Genomic DNA, 24,524 nt, shown 5'->3' with positions numbered 1-24,524 from the left:
CATGAGGACCCGGTCTTCATGAGGAACCCGAGGACTTCTGAGATGTACAAGCTTTTCTTCCGTCTGGTCTTCAAACGGATGGACCCGGAGCAGGCCCACTACCTGGCCTTCCGCTGGATCCGACTCGCCGTCAGGATCCCCGTGCTGCGTACGTTCGTCGCCGCCGCTCTCGCGCCCCGGTACGAGGAACTGCGGACCGAGGCCTTCGGGCTGCGCATGCACGGCCCCTTCGGGCTCGCCGCCGGCTTCGACAAGAACGCCGTCGCCATCGACGGGATGTCGATGCTGGGCTTCGACCACGTCGAGATCGGCACGGTGACGGGGGAGGCGCAGCCGGGCAACCCCAAGCAGCGGCTGTTCCGGCTCGTGAAGGACCGGGCGCTGATCAACCGCATGGGCTTCAACAACGAGGGTTCGCTGGCCGTCGCGGCCCGTCTGGCCTCCCGTAGGCCCGTCTTCAGGACCGTCGTGGGCGTCAACATCGGCAAGACCAAGGTCGTCCCGGAGGCGGAGGCCGTCGGCGACTACGTGAAGTCGACGGAGCGGCTGGCGCCGTACGCCGACTACCTGGTGGTCAATGTCTCCTCGCCGAACACGCCCGGCCTGCGCAACCTGCAGGCCACCGAGGCGCTGCGCCCGCTGCTGACCGCCGTTCGCGAGGCCGCCGACCGTACGGTCGCGAACCGCCGTGTCCCGCTCCTGGTGAAGATCGCGCCCGACCTCGCCGACGAGGACGTCGACGCGGTCGCCGACCTGGCCGTCGAGCTGGGTCTGGACGGGATCATCGCCACGAACACCACCATCGCGCGCGAGGGGCTCGGTTTGAAATCCGAATCCTCTCTGGTGAAGGAGACCGGCGGTCTCTCCGGCGCGCCCCTGAAGGCACGCTCCCTGGAGGTGCTGCGGCGCCTGTACGCGCGCGTGGGCGACCGGATCACCCTGGTGGGCGTCGGTGGCGTCGAGAACGCCGAGGACGCCTGGCAGCGGATCCTGGCGGGCGCCACGCTGGTCCAGGGATACAGCGCCTTCATCTACGAAGGGCCCTTCTGGGGCCGCGCCATCCACAAGGGGCTGGCCGCACGCCTCCGTACCAGCCCGTACGCCACCCTCGCCGACGCGGTCGGCGCCGACGTCAGGAAGGCCGAGGAAGCCGCATGACTGCTCTGGAACCCTTCGGTGCACGCCTTCGCCGCGCGATGGACGAGCGTGGCCCGCTGTGCGTCGGAATCGACCCGCACGCGTCCCTGCTCGCCGAGTGGGGCCTGAACGACGACGTGGCCGGCCTGGAGCGGTTCAGCCGCACGGTCGTCGAGGCGATGGCCGACCGGGTCGCCGTGCTCAAGCCGCAGAGCGCGTTCTTCGAGCGCTTCGGGTCCCGCGGTGTCGCGGTGCTGGAGAAGTCGGTCGAGGAGGCGCGGGCGGCCGGTGCGCTGGTCGTCATGGACGCCAAGCGCGGCGACATCGGCTCGACCATGGCCGCGTACGCCGAGTCCTTCCTGCGGAAGGACTCCCCGCTGTTCTCGGACGCGCTGACGGTCTCGCCGTACCTCGGCTACGGGTCGCTGTCGCCGGCGATCGCGCTGGCGCGCGAGAGCGGCACCGGCCTGTTCGTGCTCGCGCTGACCTCGAACCCGGAAGGCGGCGAGGTCCAGCACGCGATCCGCGCGGACGGCCGTACCGTCGGCGCGACGATGCTGGGGCACCTGGCTGTCGAAAACTCGGGGGAGGAGCCCCTGGGGTCCTTCGGGGCCGTCGTCGGAGCCACGCTCGGCGACCTGTCGACGTACGACCTCGACATCAACGGTCCGCTCCTCGCGCCCGGCATCGGAGCGCAGGGAGCCACGCCGGCCGATCTTCCCCGGGTCTTCGGCGCGGCGGTGCGCAACGTCGTCCCGAACGTCAGCCGGGGTGTGCTGCGGCACGGGCCCGACGTCGTCGCGCTGCGTGACGCGGCGTCACGCTTCGCTGACGAGATCCGGGCGGCTGTGTCGGTCGACTGACCGTCGTCAGAGGCGTTCGAGTCGCTCGCGCGAGACCTCCGATGAGTGGCTCGGGGGCGACTTGAGTCTGAATACATCCTCAAATCCGGGGCATTATGTCCTAAATGTCTGGCCTGACGGAGGCTGACCAGGACTTTTCCGCTGTTCTCGCTGACTCTGGCGGACTTGGCCGCTAGTCTCCGACGAGAGTGAACGGGCAAGCGTGTTGCTCGTAGCTCCCCAGGTGTGGGGCGACTAGGTTCCTCACCGGTCCGTATCCGACAGTTCAACATCCGAGGTGACGTAGGCGTGGCTCTTCCGCCCCTTACCCCTGAACAGCGCGCAGCCGCGCTCGAAAAGGCCGCCGCGGCTCGCCGGGAGCGGGCCGAGGTCAAGAATCGACTCAAGCACTCCGGCGCCTCTCTTCACGAGGTCATCAAGCAGGGCCAGGAGAACGACGTCATCGGCAAGATGAAGGTCTCCGCGCTGCTCGAGTCCCTGCCGGGCGTGGGCAAGGTCCGCGCCAAGCAGATCATGGAGCGACTCGGCATCTCCGAGAGCCGCCGCGTGCGTGGCCTCGGTTCGAACCAGATCGCTTCCCTGGAGCGTGAGTTCGGCAGCACCGGCTCCTGAGTCCGGGTACTCCGGACTGGGAGTCCCGGGCACTCCGGGATTGCTGGAATAATCGCTGCATGAGTGAACGTCCGCGACTGACCGTGCTCTCCGGCCCCTCCGGGGTCGGCAAGAGCACGGTCGTCGCCCATATGCGCAAGGAACACCCCGAGGTCTGGCTCTCGGTGTCGGCGACGACCCGCAAGCCCCGTCCCGGCGAGCGGCACGGAGTCCACTACTTCTTCGTCACGGACGACGAGATGGACAAGCTGATCGCCAACGGCGAGCTGCTGGAGTGGGCCGAGTTCGCCGGCAACCGCTACGGCACGCCGCGTGCGGCTGTGCTGGAGCGGCTGGAGGCGGGTGAGCCGGTGCTCCTGGAGATCGACCTCCAGGGCGCCCGGCAGGTCCGCGAGTCCATGGCCGAGGCTCAGCTGGTGTTCCTGGCTCCTCCCTCCTGGGAGGAGCTCGTGCGCAGACTCACCGGACGTGGCACCGAGCCGCCCGAGGTGATCGAGCGCCGCCTGGACGCGGCGAAGGTCGAGCTGGCGGCCGAGCCGGAGTTCGACGTGACCTTGGTCAACACCTCCGTCGAGGACGTAGCGCGCGAGCTGCTAGCCTTGATGGACGTTGTGTGATCGTGATTGATCGTTGAAGCTTGGTCGTTTCGGTCAGGCTTGATCATTCGCACTGAATCTTTCCCATCCATCGGAAGGTAGAGCGTGTCCTCTTCCATCTCCGCGCCCGAGGGCATCATCAACCCGCCGATCGACGAGCTCCTCGAGGCCACCGACTCGAAGTACAGCCTCGTGATCTACGCGGCCAAGCGGGCCCGCCAGATCAACGCGTACTACTCGCAGCTCGGCGAGGGCCTCCTCGAGTACGTCGGTCCGCTCGTCGACACCCACGTCCACGAGAAGCCGCTCTCGATCTCCCTGCGCGAGATCAACGCGGGTCTGCTGACGTCCGAGGCCGTCGAAGGCCCGGCGCAGTAAGTAGTATTTTCAGCTTTGAGCTGGCTTTTCCACAGGCCCGGCAGCGTGACTGTCGGGCCTGTGGTGTGTCATGGAGTCGTCGGTTCGAGTCGTCGGTTCAACGAGTGGGAGGCCCGCGGTGGACAAGCCCAAGGTCGTTCTGGGGGTCAGTGGTGGCATCGCCGCGTACAAGGCCTGTGAGCTGCTGCGCAGACTCACGGAGTCCGGGCATGACGTCCGGGTCGTGCCCACCGCCTCCGCGCTGCACTTCGTCGGCGCCGCCACCTGGTCCGCCCTGTCCGGCCATCCCGTCTCGACGGAGGTCTGGGACGACGTCCACGAGGTTCCGCACGTCCGCATCGGCCAGCAGGCCGACCTGGTGGTCGTCGCCCCGGCCACGGCCGACATGCTCGCCAAGGCCGCGCACGGCCTCGCCGACGACCTGCTGACCAACACGCTGCTCACCGCCCGCTGCCCGGTCGTCTTCGCGCCCGCCATGCACACCGAGATGTGGGAGCACCCGGCCACGCAGGAGAACGTGGCGACGCTGCGCCGCCGCGGCGCGGTCGTCATCGAGCCCGCCGTCGGCCGGCTCACCGGCGTCGACACGGGCAAGGGCCGACTGCCCGACCCCGCGGAGATCTTCGAGGTCTGTCGCCGGGTCCTGGCCCGGGGCGTCACCGAGCCGGACCTCAAGGGCCGGCACGTCGTCGTGAGCGCCGGCGGCACCCGCGAGCCCCTCGACCCGGTCCGCTTCCTCGGCAACCGCTCCTCCGGCAAGCAGGGCTACGCCCTCGCCCGCACCGCCGCCGCCCGGGGCGCCCGCGTCACGCTGCTCGCGGCGAACACCGGGTTGCCCGACCCGGCGGGCGTGGACGTCGTGCAGGTCGGCACGGCCGTACAGCTGAGGGAAGCGGTCCTCAAGGCCGTCGCGGACGCTGACGCGGTGGTGATGGCGGCCGCCGTCGCGGACTTCCGCCCGGAGACGTACGCCGCCGGAAAGATCAAGAAGAAGGACGGCCAGGACCCGGACCCCATCGTCCTGGTGCGGAATCCGGACATCCTCGCGGAGATCTCGACCGACCGCGCCCGCCCCGGCCAGGTCATCGTCGGCTTCGCCGCCGAGACGGACGACGTCATGGCCAACGGCCGCAAGAAGCTGGAACGCAAGGGGTGCGACCTGCTGGTGGTGAACGAGGTGGGCGAGCGCAAGACCTTCGGCTCGGAGGAGAACGAGGCGGTCGTCCTGGGCGCCGACGGCAGCGAGACCCCCGTACCGCACGGGCCCAAGGAAGCCCTGGCCGAAACTGTGTGGGACCTGGTGGCGCGACGACTGGGGTGACTGTTTGATGCGCTGCGGGCTTCGGCCGAGCCTTGCCCGATTCGGGTGTGGCGCCCCTGGCCAAGGGCATGTGGCATTGGGCAGAATGCCCGTGCCGCAGGTCACAGCGCTCCCGAGAGGCGAGACAGGGGCCCCGCGGCCGAGCGCGACAGATAAACTGTCCTCGGACGACGCCGGGCGCAGCCCCCGTCCCGTCCGCCAATGATCAGCCAGCAGCCGCTGCAACCACAGGGAGCGTTGTGTCCCGTCGCCTGTTCACCTCGGAGTCCGTGACCGAGGGTCACCCCGACAAGATCGCTGACCAGATCAGCGACACCATTCTCGACGCGCTTCTGCGCGAGGACCCGACCTCTCGGGTCGCCGTCGAGACCCTGATCACGACCGGCCTGGTGCATGTGGCCGGAGAGGTCACGACCAAGACGTACGCGGACATCGCGACGCTGGTCCGCAACAAGATCCTCGAGATCGGCTACGACTCCTCGAAGAAGGGCTTCGACGGCGCCTCCTGCGGTGTCTCCGTCTCGATCGGCGCGCAGTCGCCGGACATCGCGCAGGGCGTGGACACGGCGTACGAGTCCCGGGTCGAGGGCGACGAAGACGAGCTGGACCGCCAGGGTGCCGGTGACCAGGGCCTGATGTTCGGCTACGCGACGGACGAGACGCCGACGCTGATGCCGCTGCCGATCTTCCTGGCGCACCGCCTGTCCAAGCGCCTGTCCGAGGTCCGCAAGAACGGCACGATCCCCTACCTGCGCCCGGACGGCAAGACGCAGGTCACCATCGAGTACGACGGCGACAAGGCGGTCCGCCTGGACACGGTCGTGGTCTCCTCGCAGCACGCGAGCGACATCGACCTGGACTCGCTCCTCGCCCCCGACATCCGGGAGTTCGTGGTCGAGCCGGAGCTCAAGGCTCTCCTCGACGACGGCATCAAGCTGGACACCGAGAACTACCGTCTCCTGGTCAACCCCACCGGCCGCTTCGAGATCGGCGGCCCGATGGGTGACGCGGGCCTGACCGGTCGGAAGATCATCATCGACACGTACGGCGGCATGGCCCGCCACGGCGGTGGTGCCTTCTCGGGCAAGGACCCGTCCAAGGTGGACCGCTCGGCCGCGTACGCGATGCGCTGGGTCGCCAAGAACATCGTCGCCGCGGGCCTTGCCGCGCGCTGCGAGGTGCAGGTGGCGTACGCGATCGGCAAGGCCGAGCCCGTCGGTCTGTTCGTCGAGACCTTCGGTACGGCCAAGATCGACACCGAGAAGATCGAGAAGGCCATCGACGAGGTCTTCGACCTGCGCCCGGCCGCGATCATCCGCGACCTGGACCTGCTGCGCCCGATCTACGCCCAGACCGCGGCCTACGGCCACTTCGGCCGTGAGCTGCCGGAGTTCACCTGGGAGCGGACGGACCGGGTGGAGGCGCTGCGGAAGGCTGTGGGGCTGTAGGCCTGATCCCAGGCTTGTGCGAGGCCCGGTTCCTGCGGGAACCGGGCCTCGTTCGTGTTTCCCGGGCGCGGGCCTACTCCTCGGTGACAGGCCCGATGCCCGTCGAAGGGGCGTCCGGATCGTCTCCGCCGCCGTCGTCATCCCCGTCCCGGCCCTGGTCTTCGCTCTCGTTGGGTGGGGCGAACCGGTTGCGGATCTCCTCGGCCGCCTCCGCGTCCTTTTCCTTTATGGCCATGGCCACCTGATCGGCGACCATCATGCAGTCGTCGGCGCCGGGCTTGAAGCCCAGCCCCTGCATGAAGTCGGTGAACAGGTCGGCCGGACCGCGTGGCGTCTTTGCCGCAGGCGTCTCGGGGAAGGCGTCCGGCACGAGATGCCGGAAGGGCTCGGCGACCTGTTCGTTGTTGGCGGCCGAGGTGAGCCGGGCGAGCAGCCCGATGTCCTCGACGGTCTTCTCCACCTGGTCGTCGTTCTTGGCCAGCCACCAGACCACGGCACGTCCCGTGTCACGCAGGACGTCGTCGCCCAGATAGGCGCGACGGCTCTTCTCCCATTTGCGTTCGTGCTCCCACAGCTCCTCGTCCTTGCGGATGGCGGCGAGTCGGTCCAGCCGGTTCTGGTCCTCCTCGGAGAGCCGGAGTACGACGTCCAGGGCCATCGCCCGGATGTGCCCGCTGCGGTCGGGGTACATCTCGGCCAGCGCTCCGCTCAGTTCGTGTTGAACGAGGGAGCTGCGGAAGGGATCGCAGGCAGCGGTGATGGTCCGGGCGCGGGCGAGGATGGCTTCCACCGCCAACCCTCCGTGGTGGATCCCGGTCTCCTGCGCGTAGGGCTTCTCGGGACACCAGCGGATGGTCGCGGACAGGAGGAAGTCGTAGTCCTCCAGCGCACTCGGCAGTGCGACGTCCTTCACGGACAGCTCGCGACGCTCCACCTCCGGCACCGGCGGTGCCGTCACGGTGTCGGGGAACAGCTTCCCCCGGTTCACTCGCGACGCCGCGGTCGTGGCCCCTGCCCAGGACGCTCCCAGGAGAACGACGGCGACGGGCCAGGCCCAGATCGGCCAGGACACGTACAGACCGAGGATCAGCACGAGCATCGAGCTGATCAGCATGAGAAAGACGGAGACGGTCTTCTGACCGGAACTCATGACTGTGGACCCTCCTGTGACTTGGACCGCGGTGACAGGCCTGCGCGCTGAGCCTCATGGATCCTGGACAGGAGCAGGCGGGCCTCTTCGGCGGAGAGCGAGGCGCGGGCCGTGGCGTAGACCTGGCGGAGAGCGCGATAGCTGCCGGCCGCGGCGTCGACCAGCACGCTCAGGGCGTGGTGGACGAGCGCCGGGTCGTCGGAGCTGTTCGCGGCCCTGATCCACTGCTTGACACACGGCGGCCAGATCACGCTGTCGGTGTGCCGGAACACGGCCGTCCAGCACCCCGCGAGCCAGTCCCGGGTCACGGGGTTGCGGAGGAAGGAGTGCGCGGGCCAGGTCGGTACGGCGACGAGATCGAGGAACAGGCGGGCGTCGAACTCCTTGTGCCTGGGGTTGGTGGGGGAGAAGAGAAACAGACGGTAGAGGAGGTAGAGCTGGAGCCGTAGGTCCTGTGCGACGAATTCCAGCAGGACGCCACGAGCCCTGGGTTCGCGGGGCGGTTCTCGGCGGGCCAGGTGGTGCAGTCGGACGACGGCCTGTTCCGGGTAGTGGACCGACATGACCCCGGCGCACACCGCGATCAGGACATGGCGCAGTCCGGCCGTGATCGAGTTCTTCGACCATGAGTAGATCGTCGTGCGGAAGAGCTGGCTGGTCTCCTCGTTCTCGACACCCCAGCGGAGCAACTCCGCGGCGGCACGCAGGTACGTCACGGTCGCCCTGCTGCCTCGTTTCCCCGCCCAGGCCGAGGCGGTACGGAACAGCTCGTCCTGGTCCGTGGCCAGGCACAGCTCCGCGAACCGCACGACGAGCCGCCTGTGGTCGATGTCGGGGAGCTGCGGCAGCTCGAGCACCTGGTCCACCCACTGGCGCAGCGGGTCGCGAAGGTCCGGCATGTTCAGCCAGAAGTGGCGGCGCACGGCATGGTCGTAGCGGAGCTTCTCGAAGTGCACACAGGTCGTGTCGTCGCGGGTCGCGCCGACCTTGTGCAGGCGCTCGGTGAGCCCCTTGTGTTCGAGGAGCGGGCGGTCGTCCTGCGGGATGCCGAGGAGTTCCTGGAGGAGTGCCGTGGCCCGATGGACGATATCGGCGGGTGCCCCGTGCAGCATGGCCACGGTTAGCAGCAGGGCCCGCTGAGGACCCTTCCGCAGTCCCGGGACGAAGGAGTCGACCTCCTCGGCCCGGGCGGTCTGAGCCGTGATCGCCAGGTCGCACCAGTCCGTGAAGGTGCTGTCCGGACGCAGCGCCTTGCGCGCCTCCAGGATGAGATCGGCCAGCCGTGCCAGCTCACGCATGGGTGGGTGGATGCCCAGATACTCGCGCAGCGCGGGCGGAGCCGGCCGGGGACGGCCGACGGTGACACCGTCCGCGCGCAGACGGGAGGCCACCACATCCAACTCGTCGGGACGGTTGACCGGCCTGCGGTAGCCGGTGAAGTCCGGACTCAACTGGTCCGCGTACTGATGCGGGAGCACGACGGCCAGGTACGCCCGCTTGTCCGCGAGGATCTTGTGAAAGCCGAGGAGTCTGTCGTGGTACTGCTTCCAGAGGTCTTCGCCCACCGCCGACAGGTCCAGCAGCATGCGGTCCTCCTCCCCGACGAGGCCGGGGGAGAGGATCTCCGGTGATCTTCCCTCCAGAACGGTGGCGATCTCGTGGTAGATCCCCGTGCCGCGCGGCAGTTCACGCAGGAGGACGCGGGCCGCCGAGGTCCTGCCGTTTCCCGGGGCGCCGTCGAGGAAGACGATGTTGTGCTCTTCCAGGGTGTCGTAGGCGTCGTTGAGGTTGCCGGGACGGGCGAACCGCCGTTGGAGGTGGCGCAGTTGCTGTTCGGCCACCTGTCGGGGCGAGGCGGGCGTCGGCGAGGGGGCCTGTCCGAAGAGGATGTGGTAGTTGTTCGTCGTTCCCGGCTGGGTCGGTTCGTCGCCCGGTGGGCCGGGGACATCGGTCGTCACTCGCCGTCCTCGGCCGGCGGGGTGGCGCCGAAGCTCTGGCGGATGCCGCCGTGGTTGTCTCCCGCCACATAGTTGGCGCCGGTTCCGTTCTGGTGGACGGTGTGGTGGCTGTGGCGCGATTCGTCGGGGCCGATATGGATGGCGCCGCCCGTGACCTGACCCGTGTGCACCACCCATGAGTTGTTCAGATCGCCCGTGCTGTTGCCGGTCGCCGCGGGCGCGTCCGGCTCTTGGACCGTGCGGTCGGCGGCGGCGAGTGAGGGGACGAGGTCCGCGAGTGCGTCGCCGATGTGCTTCAGGTCGCGTTCGTCGGTCTGGTGGTCGTAGCGGAGGGTCTGGCAGTCGGTGAGCCACAGAAGACTGTCGGGCAGGTCGCGCTTGGCCGGCCGTTCGGTGCGTCGGCCGATGAGCACGGGGATGACCCGGATGTCGTGGCGGAAGGCTTCCAGGATCTCCTTGGTGACCCAGTCCTCGTCGGTGCCGAGCGTGGGCTTGTCCAGCCAGCGGTCGCCGATGAGGGCGAGGAGGACGGAGCTGTTGCGCACGTTGGTGATCAGGTCGCTGTCGAACAGGTCACCGGGCGCGATCGAGCGGCTGGCCCGATAGACGTGGTCGTCGCCGAAGCGGGTGCGCAGCGCGTTGTCGAGGGTCGCCGCGACCTGTTCGCCGTCGCCGGTGCGGTAGTTGATGAAGATTTCGGGCATGGCGGAATGGCCTCTCTGCCTGAGGGACGGGAGTGCGCCGGTCAGAGCTCCGGCGGGGTGAGGGAAGCGGTGAGCGGGGCCGCGACGGCCTGGCAGGCGGGACGGTGCGGGTGCCGGGCCAGGACGCGGGCAAGGCGGCGCAGGTCGGTCGCGACGGTCTCGGAGCCCACGCAGGCCGTGTTCCGCAGCAGGTGACCGGTCAGCTCACAGGCGTGATCGATCTCGCCGGACAGGGCGTGTGCGAGGGCGCGCCGGGCGCCGTAGCGGGCGTGGTTCCGCAGGGCGTGCGCGGGGATGCGGGCACATTCGACGTCGAGGATGTCGGCCGCCTGCCGAGGCCGGCCGAGATCCACCAGGCACCAGCCCGTCACCAGGGAAACCGGGTCGCTCAGGTGTGCCGTGCCGAGAACGGGGGCGTCGGGCTCGGAAGTCTCGGCGGCGGCCAGGTCGAAGAGGTCGCGGGCTCGGTCGAGATGGCGCATGCAGGCGTCGTGGTCGCCGCCCAGGGCATGTCCCTGGCCCACGCGTTGTGCCGCCAGGGCGCGGATGCGGGGCGGCAGAGCGCCGCTCAGGGCCCCTTCGGCCAGGTCGACGGTGTCAGCGGCCTCTCCCCGGTAGTAGGTGATCAGCGCGTGACGGACCAGGGAGTACGACGCCAGCTGGCGGTCGCCCGCCGATCCGGCGAGGTCCACGGCATGGCTGGTCCAGCGCGCGGCCGCTGCTTCGTCGCCCGCCTCCTGCGCCATCCACCCGGTGTACTCCGCGAAGCGTGCCGCCAGGTTCAGCAGGCGAGGGCCGCTGCGGCCGCCCGTGCGTGCGGCCAACGCACGCAGCGCGCTCGTCTGTTCGGCCAGCGTCGGCAGCAGGGCTCTCGGTGACGACAGCTGGCCGATGCGCCGGTACTGGTCGAAGAGGGTGCGGTAAGCGTCCAGCAGAGGCTGGTCGGAGGGGTCGGGGTGAGGGGGCGCGGCTCCGATGCCGAACACGGACATGGCCCCGGCTGCCATGAGCTGCCGGCGGGAAGGGGGCGGCCAAGGAGTGTCGCCGGGCCGTTCGGGCGGTGTCTCTCGCATGGCTCCTGCCTGGTCGGGGACGGGGAGCTGTCCGGTACGACGGCGGCGGGCACGCGTGGGGGCGAGGGCCTCGAGCGTGCCGCCGGTGTCGAGTGCCACGTCGCACAGACGGGCGAATTCGGGCGTCGCTCGCTGCTGCCCCGTCTCGATCTTGCTGATCTGCCCCTTGCTGTAGTGCACCGAGGCAGCGAACTGCGCCAGTGTGAGCCCGGCGGCCATCCGCAAGCGGCGCAGTTCGGCACCGAACACAGGTGGCTGCTCCAGCATGTGATCCCCCCTCATGCCGACGCAGCGGATGCGCTGGGCCGTCCGTCGTCGCGATTCAGCGTCCGCCGGGCGAGCGGTCCGGGCAAGGCTGCCGGCGGAGTTTCCCGTTTCCAGTTCTGATACCGGCGGAGGTCGGACTCAAGCCTTGATGATCGGTTCGGGCCGAATCGCAGATCGGAAATGGCCGACAGCGCGGGCTTGCGGGTTCGTACGCTCGTGATCTTGGGTCAGGCGACGCCGGCGCGGGGCGATGCGCGCGTACGTGATCCGGGACCGGGCTGATCTCGGTCGGGCGTCGGTTGTCAGTGGTGTTTGGTAAGAATGCAAGCGTGAGCAGCGAGAACGGGCAGACGGGTGGTGGGGCCGAGGGGGCGCCGCCCGAGCAGCTTGCGCTCATTCGGGAGAGTGTGCGCAAGGCCAGGGTGCCCAAGGCCAAGCCGCGGACGTGGCGGGGGGCCGCGCTGGCCAAGGAGTTGCCCGTGGCGCGGGTGCTGGTCGACAAGGGTGTGCTGCACCTTGATCGGTACTTCGACTATGCCGTGCCGGAGGAGCTCGATGCCGAAGCGCAGCCCGGGGTGCGGGTGCGGGTGCGGTTCGGGGCCGGGCGGCATCGGGTGCGGGAGGGGCGGCGCGAGGGCGGGGGGCTCATTGACGGGTTCCTGGTCGAGCGGGTTGCCGAGTCCGACTACTCCGGGCCCCTTGCGGCGCTCGCGCAGGTCGTTTCGCCCGAGCGGGTGCTGAGCGAGGAGTTGCTGGGGCTCGCGCGGGCGGTTGCCGATCGGTATGCCGGAGGGCTGGCCGATGTGTTGCAGCTGGCCGTGCCGCCGCGCAGTGCGCGGGCCGAGCAGCGGCCTTCGCCGGAGCCGCTTCCGGCTCCCGCTAGGCCCGAGGTGGGGTCCTGGGGGCGGTATGAGCGGGGGGCCGTCTTTTTGGAGGCGCTGGCCTCCGGGGGTGCGCCGCGGGCCGTGTGGAATGCGCTGCCCGGGCCCGAGTGGAGTGAGGAGCTGGCCCGGGCCGTCGTCGCGACGCTGGCTTCCGGGCGCGGAGCGCTGGTCGTCCTGCCGGACGGTCGGGCCGTCGCGCGGGTCGATGCCGCCCTGACCGCGCTGCTGGGGGCGGGGCGGCATGCGGTGCTGACCGCCGATGCCGGGCCCGAGAAGCGGTACCGGGAGTGGCTCGCGGTGCGGCGGGGGGCCGTGCGGGCGGTCGTGGGGACTCGGGCCGCCATGTTCGCTCCGGTGCAGGACCTCGGGCTGGTCGCGCTGTGGGACGACGGTGACGACAGCCATAGCGAGCAGCATGCCCCGCAGCCTCATGCGCGTGAAGTGCTGCTGCTTCGGGCCGCGCAGGACAAGTGTGGCTTTCTGCTGGGGAGTTGGAGCTGCACCGTCGAGGCCGCCCAGCTTGTGGAGAGCGGCTGGGCCCGGCCGCTCGTCGCCGGGCGGGAGCGGGTGCGGGGCGCGGCTCCGCTCGTACGGACCGTGGGGGACGCAGATCTGGCGCGGGACGAGGCCGCTCGGGCCGCTCGGCTGCCGACCCTCGCCTGGCAGGTGGTGAGGGAGGGACTGCGGCAGGGTCCGGTCCTGGTCCAGGTGCCTCGGCGCGGGTACGTGCCGCGGATGGCCTGTGCCAACTGCCGGGCGCCGGCTCGGTGCCGGCACTGTTCCGGGCCGCTGGAGGCGCGGGGCTCGGGGGCCGATCTGCGGTGTGGGTGGTGCGGGCGTGCGGAGGAGGGGGGCTGGCACTGTCCTGAGTGCGGGGGGTTCCGGTTGCGGGCTCAGGTGGTGGGGGCGCGGCGGACCGCCGAGGAGCTGGGGCGGGCCTTTCCCGCCGTTCCGGTGCGGACCTCCGGGCGTGACCATGTGCTGGACACCGTGCCGGACACGCCCTCGCTGGTCGTGAGCACACCGGGGGCCGAGCCGGTCGCCGAGGGCGGGTATGCGGCGGCCCTGCTGCTGGACGGCTGGGCCATGCTCGGGCGGCCCGATCTGCGGGCGGGGGAGGACGCGCTGCGTCGCTGGATCGCGGCTGCCTCGCTGGTACGGCCGCAGAGTGCCGGGGGGACGGTGGTCGTCGTCGCCGAGCCCACGCTGCGGCCTGTGCAGGCGCTGGTGCGGTGGGATCCCGTCGGGCACGCGGTGCGGGAGCTTGCCGAGCGGACCGAGCTGGGGTTTCCGCCGGTGTCCCGGATGGCTGCCGTGGCCGGGCCGGGCGAGACGGTCGCCGAGTTCCTCGGTACGGCCGAACTGCCGCCGGAGGCCGAGGTGTTGGGGCCCGTGCCGCTGCCCGTCACGGCGGTGGCCTCGCCGCGGCGTGCGGGGGCGCCGCCGCCCGGGGAGCACTGGGACCGGGCGTTGATCCGGGTCCCGCCTGGGAGCGGGGCCGCGTTGGCGTCCGCGTTGAAGGCCGCGCAGGCGGCGCGGATGGCGCGGGGAGGTGGGGACGTGCCCGCGGTGCGGGTTCGGATTGATCCGCCTGATATCGGGTGATCCTGCTGGTGGCTGGTGGCTGGTGGCTGGTGGCTGGTGGCTGGTGGCTGGTGGCTGCTGCCTGCTGCCTGCTGGCTCGCGGTTGTCCTGGCTTGCGGTCCTCCTGCCCCTGAGGTCGGCTTCCGTCGTCCCGGCATGCCGCTGCCCTCCCGGTGCGTTCCAGGAGGGCAGAGTCGGGAGGGCAGAGTGAGGAGGCGTCAGCCGTTGCGCGGGCCGGGGAACGCCGTGGGGCGGGCCTCGTCGCGGAGGGCGGGGCTGCCGGCCGTCGGCTGTGTCGGCATGGAGCGGGCCGCGGGGACCGTCGGCACCGTGGGGAGGGCGGTGGCGACGTTGACCGTCCGGGATCCCGAAGGCTCGGTCGCTCGCTCGTTCTCCGCCGCCGACTGGGCGGCGGCGCGGCGGGCGCCGTAGCGGCGGTGGACCGCCTGCTTGGTGACGCCGAGGGCGGAACCCACCGCGTCCCAGGAGAAGCCGAGTGAGCGGTCGAAGTCCACGGCTGCCGTGACCAGGGTTTCGACGCTGTCCCGCAACTCCTGGGCGAGACGGACCGTCGGGGCGGGGGCGCGTCCGTAGACGACGAAGCCCGTGGAGGGACCGGAGCGGCGCGGGCGGTAGACGTTGCCCAGCTGGGCGGTGAGCGTGCGCAGTGCGTCCACCTGCCGGCGGACCCGCTCGATGTCCCGCACCAGCAAGTGCAGGCTGGCCCGAGCCTGGGCGTCGTGGGTTGCGTGGTCGGCCATGAACAAGCCTCTCGAACCGGCGTGAAAAGGAGAGGGCCGCGAATTCGGCGCGTGCGGCCCGTTGTGGTCAACTCTTTCTTGACCAACGCCGGAGCGCTCCGCGGGTCACGCAGTGGGGGCGTGTGGGCATATGCCTACGCCCCCGGGCGGGGGTGGTGCGCCTCGGCCGTCGGACTCGGATGCATGCCTGACCTCGCACCACACGTTTCCAGTTGGCCAAGCTGCTGGACTCTCCCGAGGGGCTCGTAGGGGGCGCATTCGTTCCTGGTGCTGCCGACGTGAGCCCCTGCGCCCCGCCCCCATAGACTTGTGCGTTGCCCCAACCAACCCCGCCCGAGAGGCCCGTACCCACCCATGAAGCTTGTCTTCGCCGGTACCCCCGAGGTCGCCGTACCCGCTCTGGACGCTCTGATCGCCTCCGGGCGGCACGAGGTGGCCGCCGTCGTCACGCGGCCCGACGCGCCGGCCGGACGCGGGCGCAGGCTGGTGGCGAGTCCGGTGGCCGAGCGGGCCGTGGAGGCCGGGATCGAGGTGCTCAAGCCCGCCAAGCCGCGCGACCCCGAGTTCCTGGAGCGGCTCAGGGAGATCGCGCCCGACTGCTGTCCGGTCGTCGCCTACGGCGCCCTGCTGCCGCGCGTCGCCCTCGACATCCCGGCCCACGGCTGGGTCAACCTGCACTTCTCGCTGCTGCCCGCCTGGCGTGGGGCCGCGCCCGTGCAGCACGCCATCATGGCGGGCGACGAGATCACCGGGGCCTCGACCTTCCTCATCGAGGAAGGGCTCGACTCCGGACCCGTCTACGGCACCGTTACCGAGGAGGTCCGGGCCACCGACACCAGCGGCGATCTGCTGACCCGCCTCGCCTTCGCGGGCGCCGGTCTGCTCGCCGCGACCATGGACGGGATCGAGGACGGCACGCTGAAGGCCGTACCGCAGCCGTCCGAGGGGGTCACTCTCGCACCCAAGGTCAATGTCGAGGACGCCCACATCGACTGGAGCGCTCCCTCCCTGCGCGTCGACCGTGTCGTGCGCGGGTGCACCCCCGCCCCGGGGGCCTGGACCGTCTTCCGTGGCGAGCGGCTCAAGCTCATCCAGGTGCAGCCGGTGCCCGGGCGGGACGATCTCGCCCCCGGTGCGCTCTCCGTCGGGAAGAACAACGTGTACGTCGGGACCGGGTCGTACGCCGTCGAGTTGCTGTGGGTGCAGGCTCAGGGCAAGAAGCCGATGCGGGCGGCGGACTGGGCGCGGGGCGTGCGGATCGGGGACGGGGAGAGCCTCGGGGCCTGACCATCGGGGCATGCCCTCGGGGCCTGACCTCGGGGCCTGACCGACGGGATGGCCTCGGGGCGTAACCAGCCGTACGCCGGGCCGATGGTGCGACGTAGGCTGGTCGTACATCTCATCCAGCAATCCGGAGCACCTTTTTCGTGAGCGACACCTCCCGTCGGCCCAGCAAACCCGGCAAGCCCTACCGACGGCCCAAGAAGGACCCCGTCCGCGTACTCGCCTTCGAGGCGCTGCGTGCCGTGGACGAGCGGGACGCGTATGCCAACCTCGTGCTGCCGCCGTTGCTGCGCAAGGCGCGGGAGAAGGGCGACTTCGACGGTCGGGACGCCGCGCTCGCCACCGAGCTCGTGTACGGGACGCTGCGCCGGCAGGGGACGTACGACGCGGTCATCTCCGCGTGTGTGGACCGGCCGTTGCGTGAGGTCGACCCGCCGGTGCTCGATGTGCTCAGCCTGGGTGTGCATCAGCTGCTCGGGACGCGGATTCCGCCGCATGCCGCCGTGTCCGCGTCCGTGGAACTCGCGCGTGTCGTTCTCGGCGACGGGCGGGCCAAGTTTGTCAACGCCGTGCTGCGGAAAGTCGCGCAGGACGATCTCGACGGGTGGATCCAGCGGGTCGCTCCGCCTTACGACGACGATCCCGAGGACCATCTCTCCGTCGTGCACTCGCATCCGCGCTGGGTCGTCTCGGCGCTGTGGGACTCGCTCGGTGGCGGGCGGGCCGGAATCGAGCGGTTGCTGGAGGCCGACAACGAGCGGCCCGAGGTGACGCTGGTCGCGCGGCCCGGGCGGGCCACGACCGAAGAGCTGCTCGGTGCGGAGGCAGCTGTTCCGGGGCGTTGGTCGCCGTATGCCGTGCGGCTGGCCGAGGGCGGGGAGCCCGGTGCGATCGAGGCCGTACGGGAAGGGCGGGCGGGGGTGCAGGACGAGGGGAGTCAGCTGGTTGCCCTGGCCCTTGCCAACGCTCCCCTCGACGGGCCCGATGAGCGGTGGCTCGACGGGTGTGCCGGGCCCGGCGGCAAGGCAGCGCTGCTCGGGGCGTTGGCCGCCGAGCGGGGGGCCATGCTGCTCGCCTCCGAGAAGCAGCCGCATCGGGCGGGGCTCGTGGCCAAGGCGCTGGAGGGCAACCCGGGGCCGTACCAGGTCATCGCTGCGGATGGGACGCGGCCTGCGTGGCGGGACGGGAGTTTTGACCGGGTGCTGATGGATGTTCCGTGCACCGGGCTGGGGGCGTTGCGGCGGCGGCCGGAGGCGCGGTGGCGGCGGCGGCCGGAGGACCTGGAGGGGTTTGCGCCTCTGCAGCGGGGGTTGTTGCAGACCGCTCTTGATTCCGTGCGGGTCGGTGGAGTTGTCGGGTACGCCACGTGTTCGCCGCATCTTGCCGAGACGCGGGCGGTTGTCGATGACGTGTTGAAGCAGCGGGCTGATGGTGAGCTGATCGATGCTCGGGCCTTGTTCGCCGGGGTGCCGGAGTTGGGGGAGGGGCCTGATGTGCAGTTGTGGCCTCATCTGCATGGGACGGATGCGATGTACTTGGCGCTGATTCGGAAGGTGGGCCCGGTGGGCTGAGGGTTTCGCCCCCGCCGCCCCTACCCGTCCCATCCCCAGGGGCGCTGCCCCTTCGACCCCGCCAGGGGTTCTGCCCCTGGACCCCGCTGGGGGCTGCCGCCCCAGACCCCGCTTCGGACCTTGAGCCCCAGACCCCGCTTCGGACCTTGAGCCCCAGACCCCGCTTCGGCCTTTGAGCCCCAGACCCGCTTCGGCCCTTGAGGGGCCTCGTCCTCAAACGCCGGACGGGCTGGATGGTGCCGTCCCCTCCTCCGCCTTCGGAACTGCCGCCGTCCCCCCGTCCTCCCGCGCCAGCCGATGCGGCCACCACACCTTCGGGCCCACGTCCAGGAACAGGGACGTCACCAGGACCGAGCGCACGATGAAGGTGTCCAGGAGGACGCCCAGCGCCACCGCGAAGCCGATTTCGGCGAAGGCGACCATGGGGAGGGTGCCCAGGGCGGCGAAGGTGCCGGCGAGGACCAGGCCGGCCGAGGTGATGACGGCGCCGGTGGCGGCGAGGCCGGTGACGACGCCGGGGCGGGTGCCCTGGTGGGTCGCCTCCTCGCGGATGCGGGTCGTGAGGAAGATGTTGTAGTCGATGCCCAGCGCCACCAGGAAGACGAAGACGAACAGCGGGAAGTCGGTCGACTCGCCCGCGTAGTCGAAGAGGTGGCGGAAGGCCAGGGCGCTGATGCCCAGCGCGGCGGCGAACGACAGGATGACCGTGCCGATCAGCAGGAGTGGGGCGATCAGTGCGCGGAGCAGGGCGCAGAGGATCAGCAGGACCACGACCAGGACCAGCGGGATGATCAGTATGTTGTCGTGGGTCGTTGCTTTGTCCATGTCCAGCAGGGCTGCCGTGCCGCCGCCCACCTGAGCGTCCGCGTCCGGCACCGCGTGGACGGCGTCGCGGACCCGTTCGACGGTCTGTTTCGCGGCCTCGCTGTCGGCGGGGTCCGTCATGGTCGCCTCGAAGAGCACCTTGCCGTCGTACGACGGTTTCGTGCCCGGGGGGAGGCCCAGCGAGTCGGGGACGACGCCCCGTGTCCCGGCCACCGCGCGGCCCACCTGCACGGCCTGTGCCTGGTTGCTGACGATGACCAGGGGGTCGCCGCTGCCGGCCGGGAAGTACTGCTCGGAGACCTCCTGGCCGGTGATCGAGTCGGGTTTCTCGGTGAACGCGTCGGCATTGCTCAGCCCCTCGGCGCGCAGTTGGATCAGGCCGAGGGAGCAGATCGCCAGGGCGATGGCCGTGACGGCCCAGACCATGCGCGGGCGGTGGGCGATACGTCGGCCCATGCGGGCCCAGACGCCTCGCTCGTCCGGGTTCTCCGTACCCAGGTGCGGGATCACCGGCCAGAAGATCCAGCGGCCGCAGATGACGAGGAGGGCGGGGAACAGGGTCAGCATGGCCAGGAGGCCCACCGCTACGCCGATCGCGGCCACCGGGCCAAGGCCTCTCGTCGAGTTCATCTCGGCTGTCAGCAGCACCAGCATGCTCAGGACGACGGTCGCGCCGGAGGCGATCACCGCCGGGCCCGCGCGGTGCAGGGCCAGGGCCATCGCCTCGTGGCGGTCCTCGTGGCGGCGCAGTTCCTCCCGGTAGCGGGCGACGAGCAGGAGGGCGTAGTCCGTGCCTGCCCCGAAGACCAGCACCGTGAGGATGCCGGCGCTCTGGCCGTTGACCGTCAGGCCCCCGTGTTCCGCCAGGAGATAGATGAGGGCCTGTGCGGTGAACAGGGCGACGATCACGGCGATGAGGGGGACCAGGAGCAGGGTCGGGCTGCGGTAGGTGATCAGGAGCATGACGATGACGACAGCCATCGCCGACACCAGCAGCGTGGAGTCGATGCCCTCGAAGGCCTCCGCGAAGTCCGCGGACGTGCCGCCCGGACCCGTGATGTGCACGGTCAGCGCGCCGCCGCCCTCGCCGACGACGTCCCGGATGGAGTCGACGGCGGGCGCGATGCGCTCCCAGCCCTGCTCGTCCATGGTGATCGGGACCTGGACCTGGGCCGCGCGCGGGTCCACCTCGCGGTCGAAGACCGGCCCCCGGGTCTCGGCGCCCCGTATGCCGTGGTCGGTGAGCTGCTTCAGCTCGGCCACGTCCGCGGTGATCGCCGCCCGGTCCTGTGCCGTCAGGCCGCCGTCACGGGCGTAGACGACGACCGCGGGGATCTGCTCCGGCCTGAAGTTCTCGGAGATCTCCAGGACTTGAGTGGATTCCGCCGATCCCGGCAGCCAGGAGGCCGCGTCGTTGTCCTGCGCGTCGGTCAGCTTCTGGGCGAACGGCGCCGTCAGGAACAGCACCGCCAGCCACAGGACGAGCACCACCCACTTGGCGCGTCGCCCGCAGACCAGATGCGCGATGCCCCGCTGTCCCGACGGCGTCCGCCGGTGCTCCTGGGTCTCCGTCATGGCCACCCCCGCAGCCGTATGTGGAGCCGGTCGGCCGCCCAGCATGGCATGCGCGAACCGGACACAACATCCGATGAACGTCTCAGGTCTGTACCGGCGCGAACATTCGTGCTCCGGCATGGCAGTCTTGGGTCATGGCCCCGCAGATCAGCCCCAGCATCCTGTCCGCCGACTTCGCCCGCCTCGCGGACGAGGCCAAGGCGGTCGAGGGAGCCGACTGGCTCCACGTCGACGTCATGGACAACCATTTCGTCCCGAACCTCACGCTCGGCGTACCGGTCGTAGAGTCACTGGCCCGTGCGACGGACACCCCGCTGGACTGCCATCTGATGATCGAGGCCCCCGATCGGTGGGCGCCCCAGTACGTGGAAGCAGGGGCCTCTTCCGTCACCTTCCATGTCGAGGCCGCCGCGGCACCCGTGCGGCTGGCCCGGGAGATCCGGGCGAAGGGCGCGCGTGCCTCCATGGCCCTCAAGCCCGCGACGCCCATCGAGCCGTACGAGGATCTGCTCCCCGAGCTCGACATGCTGCTGATCATGACGGTCGAGCCGGGCTTCGGTGGTCAGGCGTTTCTCGACATCATGCTTCCGAAGATTCGCCGCACCCGCGAGTTGATCAGCAAGCACGGCCTTCAGCTGTGGCTCCAGGTGGACGGCGGTGTCTCCGCCTCGACCATCGAGCGGTGCGCCGAGGCGGGCGCCGATGTCTTCGTCGCCGGTTCGGCGGTGTACGGGGCCGAGGACCCGGCCGAGGCGGTGCGGGCGCTGCGTGCTCAGGCGGAGGCGGTCACGAAGACCGCAGTCTGGGCATGCGACCACTGAGCCAAGACAACGTGAACGGCGCCCATCAGGGCGGATCAAGAGCGCCGGATCTGCAAGGATGAACGGCGAATCCAGAGTGTGAACAGCAGTGAGGAGATCGCCGTGTCGGGTATGTCGGCGGGCCGGTCAGCCATGCGGATGGGACCCGCTGAGCTGGTGCAGGCGGCGGCCATGGCCCGCCGCTTCTACCTCGAGGGCAAGTCCAAGATCCAGATCGCGGAGGAGTTCGGCGTCAGCCGCTTCAAGGTGGCCCGGGTCCTGGAGACCGCTCTCGAACGGGATCTGGTGCGCATCGAGATCCGTGTGCCGGCCGAACTGGACGCCGAGCGCTCGGACGCGCTCCGTGCCCGGTACGGCCTCAGGCATGCAGTCGTGGTCGAGTCCCCGGCCGAGGCCGAGGAGTCGCCCGACCCGGAGAACCTGGGAGAGGTGGCCGCCGACCTGCTCGGCGAGCTGGTGAACGAGGGGGATGTGCTGGGCCTGGCCTGGGGCCGGTCCACCATCCACATGGCGGCCGCCCTCGACCGGCTGCCGCCCTGCACGGTGGTGCAGCTGACCGGTGTGTACGACGCCGGGACCGCGGAGCGCGGTTCGGTCGAGGCGGTGCGCCGTGCCGCGCAGGTATCCGGCGGCGACGCACACCCCATCTACGCGCCGATGCTGCTGCCGGACGCGGCCACCGCGGCGGCGCTGCGCCACCAGACCGGGATCGCCCGGGCCTTCGAGTACTTCGACAAGGTCACGGTCGCCTGTGTCTCCATCGGCTCCTGGGAGCCCGGCATCTCGACGGTGCACGACATGCTCAGCGACGAGGAGCGGGCGCACTACGCCTCCCTCGGCGTCGCCGCCGAGATGTCCGCGCACCTCTTCGACGCGGAGGGACGCCGGGTCGGACGGGACCTGGGGGAGCGGTGCATCACGGTCAAGGCCGACCAGCTCCGCCGAATCCCCGAGGTCGTCGCGATCGCGGGCGGGCAGCGCAAGGCGTCCGCGATCGACGCGGTGCTGCGGTCGGGGCTCGTCACCAGCCTGGTGACGGACACGGCGGCGGCGGACGTGCTGATGACGGCGGGGCAGACGCCGAAGCCCGCGCTCAACCGGGCCGACCCGGACGGACACTGACGGGACGTCAGCACAGGGGCGGCCCGGCTGGGGCCGCCCCTTCGTTCATCGACGATCACTACGACCTTGGCGGTACTGAGATGACGGAGCTCGTGGTCACGCTGGACCTCGACGGGGTCACGGACAAGGCGGGCCTGATGGACCGCTGCGCCCGCGCCCTGGACCTGCCCGACTGGTTCGGCCGCAACTGGGACGCCCTCGCCGACTCCCTCCGCGACCACACCGTCTGGCCCGAGGGCGCCGTCGAGCAGGGGCTGCTGATCGTCGTACGGAACTGGCGGCCGTACGCGAAGGCGCGGCCCGAGGAGTGGCAGACCGCTCAGGAGGTCTTCTCCGAGGCGGTGGACCGGACGCCGGCACTCTCGGTGACGGTTACTCTCGGAGGATCCTCCTAGGCCCCTCTGACCTGCTCGTATGAAGCGACCGTGCATCGCATTCCGGTCAGCATGGGACAATGAAGTACGTGCTCTTCCCCCTGGCTGACCTGTCCGGGGGCCACCTCTGATCGACTGGGATGTGCAGCACGTGCGTTTCCTCAATGACATCCAGCCCGCGTACGACCTGACGTACGACGACGTCTTCATGGTCCCGAGCCGCAGTGCGGTCGGCTCGCGGCAGGGCGTGGACCTCAGCTCCCCGGACGGCACGGGCACCACCATCCCGCTGGTCGTCGCCAACATGACCGCCATCGCCGGCCGCCGTATGGCCGAGACGATGGCCCGGCGCGGCGGCCTGGTGGTCATCCCGCAGGACATCCCGATCGACGTCGTCACCGAGGTCGTCTCCTGGGTGAAGAGCCGCCACCACGTCCTCGACACCCCGATCGTGCTGGCCCCGCACCAGACCGTCGCCGACGCGCTGGCCCTGCTGCCCAAGCGTGCGCACAACGCCGGTGTGGTCGTCGACGACGACTTCAAGCCGGTCGGCGTGGTCACCGACTCCGACCTGTCCGGCGTGGACCGCTTCACCCAGCTCGAAGTGGTCATGTCCCGGGACCTGCTGCTCCTCGACGCGGACCAGGACCCGCGCGAGGCCTTCAACACCCTCGACCACCACAACCGGCGCTACGCCCCCGCCGTCGACGCAGACGGCCGCCTCGCCGGCATCCTCACCCGCAAGGGCGCCCTGCGCGCCACCCTGTACTCGCCGGCCGTCGACGCCAGCGGCAAGCTGCGCATAGCGGCCGCCGTCGGCATCAACGGCGACGTGGCGGGCAAGGCCAAGCAGCTGCTCGACGCGGGTGTCGACACGCTGGTCATCGACACGGCACACGGCCACCAGGAGTCGATGATCGCCGCGATCAGGACCGTGCGGGCGCTCGACCCGCAGGTGCCGATCGTCGCGGGCAACATCGTCGCCGCGGAGGGTGTCCGGGACCTCATCGAGGCCGGTGCCGACATCATCAAGGTCGGTGTCGGTCCGGGCGCCATGTGCACCACCCGCATGATGACCGGCGTCGGCCGGCCGCAGTTCTCCGCCGTGCTGGAGTGCGCCGCCGAGGCGAAGAAGTACGGCAAGCACGTGTGGGCCGACGGCGGTGTCCGGCACCCGCGCGACGTCGCCATGGCGCTCGCGGCCGGTGCGTCCAACGTGATGGTCGGCTCGTGGTTCGCGGGCACCTACGAGTCGCCGGGCGACCTCCAGCAGGACTCCAGCGGGCGGCTGTACAAGGAGTCCTTCGGCATGGCGTCCGCCCGGGCCGTGGCCAACCGTACGTCGGAAGAGTCGGCGTACGACCGCGCCCGCAAGGCCCTGTTCGAGGAGGGCATCTCCACCTCCCGCATGTTCCTCGACCCGGACCGTCCGGGTGTGGAGGACCTGATCGACTCGATCATCGCGGGCGTGCGGTCGTCGTGCACCTACGCCGGTGCGCGCTCCCTGGAGGAGTTCACCGAGAAGGCGGTCGTCGGCATCCAGAGCGCCGCCGGCTACGCGGAGGGCAAGCCGCTGCACGCCAGCTGGAGCTGACGCCGCATCAACGCCCTGTGAAACGGCCCCTGTTGTCCCGCTCGCCCGGGAAAATCGGGGGCCGTTTCGCATGCCCGGCCCCTACCGTCGGCGTATGGAGATAGCCGCTTGCAGGGCCGAGGACATCGAGGTGCTGGACCGCTTCATGCCGTCGTACAGCGTCGACGGCAATCACGTCGCCCGCTTCGGACGGCAGGAGGCGGGGGACAGCACCTATCTGATCCCGTGGCTGGACGGCAGGCCCGTGGGGCACGCGGAGGTGCGCTGGACCGGGTGCGCGGCGCCGGAGGTGCGGGCCGCGCGGCCGGGCTGCCCGGAGATCAACGGCCTCTTCGTCTGGCCCGAGTCCCTCCGTTCCCAGGGCATCGGCGCCGCCCTGGTGAGTGCCGCCGAGCGGCTGGCGCGGGAGCGCGGCGTCGGCGCCATGGGGCTCGGCGTCGGCGACCACAACCCGCGCGCGGCGGCGCTCTACGCACGGCTCGGATACCTGCCCGCCGTGGCCTACGTCGACCGCTGGACCCACCTGGACTCCGACGGCGTACGGCATGAGCGGGCCGATGCCTGCGTGTTCCTCGTCAAGGCCCTCTGAAAGCCGCCTGCGCAACGGTCGAAAGCCACCGCG

Annotated in this window: 21 protein-coding genes; 15 read left to right on the top strand and 6 right to left on the bottom strand. The window is 70.5% G+C overall.

Annotation, left to right across the window (positions count from 1 at the left end; translation table 11 throughout):
• The first annotated feature begins 42 nt into the window (after window positions 1-42).
• From PBV52_RS07850 to metK, 7 genes are all read left to right on the top strand, one after another.
• Window positions 43-1,158, top strand: a complete 1,116-nt coding sequence (locus tag PBV52_RS07850; protein ID WP_274237566.1) for a quinone-dependent dihydroorotate dehydrogenase — start codon at window positions 43-45, stop codon at window positions 1,156-1,158.
• Window positions 1,155-2,000 (top strand): orotidine-5'-phosphate decarboxylase, encoded by an 846-nt coding sequence (pyrF, locus tag PBV52_RS07845; RefSeq protein WP_274237565.1) that lies wholly within the window; start codon window positions 1,155-1,157, stop codon window positions 1,998-2,000. The genes PBV52_RS07850 and pyrF overlap by 4 nt, the downstream gene beginning before the upstream one ends.
• Before the next feature lie 288 nt (window positions 2,001-2,288).
• Entirely contained in the window at window positions 2,289-2,612 is a 324-nt protein-coding gene (locus PBV52_RS07840; protein ID WP_003977346.1) for an integration host factor, read from the top strand.
• A gap of 59 nt (window positions 2,613-2,671) precedes the next feature.
• Window positions 2,672-3,229, top strand: a complete 558-nt coding sequence (gmk, locus tag PBV52_RS07835; protein ID WP_062722557.1) for a guanylate kinase — start codon at window positions 2,672-2,674, stop codon at window positions 3,227-3,229.
• A gap of 84 nt (window positions 3,230-3,313) precedes the next feature.
• On the top strand, window positions 3,314-3,586 hold the full coding sequence (gene rpoZ / locus PBV52_RS07830) for a DNA-directed RNA polymerase subunit omega (RefSeq protein ID WP_030247008.1): 273 nt from the start codon (window positions 3,314-3,316) through the stop codon (window positions 3,584-3,586).
• Window positions 3,587-3,704: 118 nt separating this feature from the next.
• Window positions 3,705-4,907, top strand: a complete 1,203-nt coding sequence (gene coaBC, locus PBV52_RS07825; protein WP_274237564.1) for a bifunctional phosphopantothenoylcysteine decarboxylase/phosphopantothenate--cysteine ligase CoaBC — start codon at window positions 3,705-3,707, stop codon at window positions 4,905-4,907.
• Between the two features lie 239 nt (window positions 4,908-5,146).
• Window positions 5,147-6,355 (top strand): methionine adenosyltransferase, encoded by a 1,209-nt coding sequence (gene metK / locus PBV52_RS07820; RefSeq protein ID WP_274237563.1) that lies wholly within the window; start codon window positions 5,147-5,149, stop codon window positions 6,353-6,355.
• Window positions 6,356-6,428: 73 nt separating this feature from the next.
• Here the strand turns inward: metK and PBV52_RS07815 are convergent, their stop codons facing one another.
• Genes PBV52_RS07815 through PBV52_RS07800 form a run of 4 tightly spaced genes read right to left on the bottom strand, consistent with a single transcriptional unit; the run spans window position 6,429 to window position 11,507 of the window.
• Window positions 6,429-7,505: a hypothetical protein gene (locus tag PBV52_RS07815; protein WP_274237562.1), complete on the bottom strand. Its 1,077-nt coding sequence runs from the start codon at window positions 7,503-7,505 to the stop codon at window positions 6,429-6,431.
• Window positions 7,502-9,463, bottom strand: coding sequence for a hypothetical protein (locus tag PBV52_RS07810; RefSeq protein ID WP_274237561.1), 1,962 nt, complete (start codon window positions 9,461-9,463; stop codon window positions 7,502-7,504). The genes PBV52_RS07815 and PBV52_RS07810 overlap by 4 nt, the downstream gene beginning before the upstream one ends.
• Window positions 9,460-10,167 carry a toll/interleukin-1 receptor domain-containing protein gene (locus tag PBV52_RS07805; protein WP_274237560.1) on the bottom strand — a complete coding sequence of 236 codons (708 nt, stop codon included), beginning with the start codon at window positions 10,165-10,167 and terminating at the stop codon, window positions 9,460-9,462. Before PBV52_RS07805 ends, PBV52_RS07810 begins: the two co-directional genes overlap by 4 nt.
• Window positions 10,168-10,208: 41 nt before the next feature.
• A complete protein-coding gene (locus PBV52_RS07800) occupies window positions 10,209-11,507 on the bottom strand; it encodes a helix-turn-helix domain-containing protein (protein WP_274237559.1) in 1,299 nt (432 codons plus the stop codon).
• 329 nt (window positions 11,508-11,836) lie between these two features.
• Here PBV52_RS07800 and PBV52_RS07795 point away from each other — a divergent pair, with 329 nt between their 5' ends.
• A complete protein-coding gene (locus tag PBV52_RS07795) occupies window positions 11,837-13,996 on the top strand; it encodes a primosomal protein N' (protein ID WP_274237558.1) in 2,160 nt (719 codons plus the stop codon).
• Between the two features lie 197 nt (window positions 13,997-14,193).
• On the opposite strand, the gene PBV52_RS07790 is transcribed toward PBV52_RS07795, so the two are convergent.
• Entirely contained in the window at window positions 14,194-14,736 is a 543-nt protein-coding gene (locus PBV52_RS07790) for a hypothetical protein (RefSeq protein WP_274237557.1), read from the bottom strand.
• A 354-nt stretch (window positions 14,737-15,090) separates the two neighbouring features.
• Between PBV52_RS07790 and fmt the strand changes: the two genes are divergently transcribed.
• On the top strand, window positions 15,091-16,023 hold the full coding sequence (gene fmt, locus PBV52_RS07785; RefSeq protein WP_274237556.1) for a methionyl-tRNA formyltransferase: 933 nt from the start codon (window positions 15,091-15,093) through the stop codon (window positions 16,021-16,023).
• 140 nt (window positions 16,024-16,163) lie between these two features.
• Window positions 16,164-17,591, top strand: a complete 1,428-nt coding sequence (locus PBV52_RS07780; protein ID WP_274237555.1) for an RsmB/NOP family class I SAM-dependent RNA methyltransferase — start codon at window positions 16,164-16,166, stop codon at window positions 17,589-17,591.
• Between the two features lie 213 nt (window positions 17,592-17,804).
• On the opposite strand, the gene PBV52_RS07775 is transcribed toward PBV52_RS07780, so the two are convergent.
• A complete protein-coding gene (locus PBV52_RS07775) occupies window positions 17,805-19,991 on the bottom strand; it encodes an MMPL family transporter (RefSeq protein ID WP_274237554.1) in 2,187 nt (728 codons plus the stop codon).
• Between the two features lie 134 nt (window positions 19,992-20,125).
• On the opposite strand from PBV52_RS07775, the gene rpe reads away from it, so the two are divergent.
• The 5 genes from rpe to PBV52_RS07750 all read left to right on the top strand — a co-directional run bounded on the left by rpe (window position 20,126) and on the right by PBV52_RS07750 (window position 24,491).
• Complete coding sequence (gene rpe, locus PBV52_RS07770; RefSeq protein ID WP_274237553.1) at window positions 20,126-20,812, top strand: ribulose-phosphate 3-epimerase; 687 nt, start codon at window positions 20,126-20,128, stop codon at window positions 20,810-20,812.
• 78 nt (window positions 20,813-20,890) lie between these two features.
• Window positions 20,891-21,934: a sugar-binding transcriptional regulator gene (locus PBV52_RS07765; RefSeq protein ID WP_062713987.1), complete on the top strand. Its 1,044-nt coding sequence runs from the start codon at window positions 20,891-20,893 to the stop codon at window positions 21,932-21,934.
• An 80-nt stretch (window positions 21,935-22,014) separates the two neighbouring features.
• The gene (locus tag PBV52_RS07760; RefSeq protein ID WP_274237552.1) at window positions 22,015-22,329 is read left to right on the top strand and encodes a barstar family protein; all 315 of its coding nucleotides are present in this window, start codon (window positions 22,015-22,017) and stop codon (window positions 22,327-22,329) included.
• A gap of 130 nt (window positions 22,330-22,459) precedes the next feature.
• Entirely contained in the window at window positions 22,460-23,902 is a 1,443-nt protein-coding gene (locus PBV52_RS07755; protein ID WP_274237551.1) for a GuaB1 family IMP dehydrogenase-related protein, read from the top strand.
• 94 nt (window positions 23,903-23,996) lie between these two features.
• Entirely contained in the window at window positions 23,997-24,491 is a 495-nt protein-coding gene (locus tag PBV52_RS07750) for a GNAT family N-acetyltransferase (RefSeq protein WP_274237550.1), read from the top strand.
• Window positions 24,492-24,524: the final 33 nt, after the last annotated feature.

Source organism: Streptomyces sp. T12 (assembly GCF_028736035.1).
In the GTDB taxonomy this organism is placed as follows: Bacteria; Actinomycetota; Actinomycetes; order Streptomycetales; family Streptomycetaceae; genus Streptomyces.
Note: the sequence above shows the minus strand (reverse complement) of the source record. Positions and strands in the feature narration are given on the sequence as shown.